This window comes from Pyrobaculum sp., from assembly GCF_049971835.1.
Classification (GTDB): Archaea; Thermoproteota; Thermoprotei; order Thermoproteales; family Thermoproteaceae; genus Pyrobaculum.
The window spans coordinates 1-1,967 of record NZ_JBMFKV010000292.1 but is presented as its reverse complement, the minus strand read 5'-3'; the positions used below and the strand labels follow the sequence as shown (position 1 = coordinate 1,967).

At 43.0% G+C, this 1,967-nt stretch carries 2 protein-coding genes; both read right to left on the bottom strand.

Going from position 1 to position 1,967, the window contains the following annotated elements; all coding sequences use genetic code 11:
* Positions 1-2: 2 nt before the first annotated feature.
* Positions 3-404: a hypothetical protein gene (locus ACP5J3_RS13825; RefSeq protein ID WP_428496215.1), complete on the bottom strand. Its 402-nt coding sequence runs from the start codon at positions 402-404 to the stop codon at positions 3-5.
* Positions 405-575: 171 nt separating this feature from the next.
* Positions 576-1,745, bottom strand: a complete 1,170-nt coding sequence (locus ACP5J3_RS13820) for a glycosyltransferase (RefSeq protein ID WP_428496214.1) — start codon at positions 1,743-1,745, stop codon at positions 576-578.
* Positions 1,746-1,967: the final 222 nt, after the last annotated feature.

Here is a 1,967-nt window from a genome sequence, read left to right as displayed (position 1 = left end):
ATTTAAAACAGCCAGAGACTGTATTGATTTGTAACTAATGCTACTATGTACAACACAAAAAGATAAACATACGGCGCGCAAGATATTAATGCTAATTCCAAGTCCCCTCTTGAAGGTCTCAGAGCTATATTAAGCTGTATTACCTGGGCCGCTAATAACAACACAAGGCTTAAAATAGCAGAAAGTCTCCAAGCCGCAACCCCGCCGTACGCTACGGTCATCCATACGACGTATATATTTGCCATACCTGTTAAAACAAGAAAAGGAACAATAACATCTCTGTGCAGAAACATGAGCTGAGGCGCTAAGCCATAACGCTTTGATATCAGCCACTCTACATACACCCTGCCGAAAGCCGTCGCCATGCCGACCGCGACGCCGACGAGAATAGCTACCCAATTCATAACCGTATAATTTTATTTTCAATATATTTTTTGTGGTGAAAATTCCACAACCGACATACTGCGACGTTGTGTTTTCAATAACTATAGGGGTAGTTATGAAAGCGCCAGCAGCGGCCTTCCTCTGGCCTCTGTGGCATATTTTCTTCACCTCGGTGGGGCTTTACCTAGTCTTCACAGAGCCGCGAGCACGGCCATATAGGCCAACAAAGGCGCTCCGCACGCAGTACATCGGGCGACTTCCCGCTTCGGCGTTACTCTAAACGGCAACTTTCTCCCCATAATCCAGGAGATAAACGCCGCAGTTGCCGCTACCGAGGCCACGTACTCAATACCCTTATGTAAAGTAAAGCTATAGTCCTTCTCAACTCTTTTCATAATTATAAGATACATGGCATGAAATCCAAATGAGATTACATAATACCATATAAAAACCTCGGGGAGAAAATATATACTTATAAAAAAAGGTGCTAGGATAATTTCTGAAATTCTTAATACCCCCACTCTAAACCAATATAAGATACCAGATAAATAGTCTATATAATATTTGAGAGGTAATTTGCTTTTTATTAAGATAGGAAAAGATTGAAAGCTCCCAAACGCCCATCTTGTCTGCTGAATGATATATGCAGACGCCGTAATAGGAGGCTCACCGTACCACAGCAACTCAGCGTCTATATACGCGGAGGAAAAGCCTAGCTCGTGTATTTTTATTGAAGTAGCTAAGTCTTCAGTTATGACATCCTCCACGAAGCCGCCGGCCTTTACCAGCGCCTCTGTTTTAAAGACAGTGCCGGAGCCCAACGAGAAAGCCGAAGAGCCGTGTCTCGCTCTCATAACGACTCTGAGGAAAGGTAGCTGTTGATGCCACGCCGCTCTGGCCATGGGGCTCTGCAACTCGCTGTATAACTGAGGCGCTTGTACAAAGGCAACGCCGTCGCGGAAAAACGACATAACTACGTCAAAGAAGTTATCGGCAGGCCTCTGGTCAGCGTCGAACACAGCCACATATTCATAGCCGCGGCCAAATTTTCTAAGAGCATCGTTTAGCGCGCCGGCTTTAAACCCCCTCCTCTCTCCTCTGTGGAAATATACAGCGTTAACCTCGGCGCACGCCTTCTCTATTCGCTGTCTCAGCTCCCTATCTGTCGAGTCGTCTACTACGTACACCTCTCCACGTCCCCTAAGCGCGGATTTTATAGATCTAATAGTACCCTTTACTAGCTCTGGATCCTCGTTATATACAGGTATAAAGACTGCAACTCTAAAAGTAGGCTCTCTTAAAACTAACGGATATCTATGCCTAGTACTCCTCACCCACTGCCATATAAATACTGCAGACATGAAAAAGTCGATTGTTATTATTAACCACAGTGGATAACCAAGCCAGAGGGGAGTACTATAAAATATAGTTAAGAGGATTGGAGATATAAAAATAAATAAAACTATTAATATGTTTATATAAATCACATTTTGTATCTATATGGTTAATTATCATATACCATATAAATTGTTAATTTTTTATTAATAGCTATATGAGAAACTAACGACGACCAGAAAGTATAT

Coding starts and splice junctions, on each gene's coding strand:
- ACP5J3_RS13825 (WP_428496215.1), bottom strand. CDS start 404: ATGAATTGGGTAGCTATTCTCGTCGGCGTCGCGGTCGGCATGGCGACG.
- ACP5J3_RS13820 (WP_428496214.1), bottom strand. CDS start 1,745: ATGTCTGCAGTATTTATATGGCAGTGGGTGAGGAGTACTAGGCATAGA.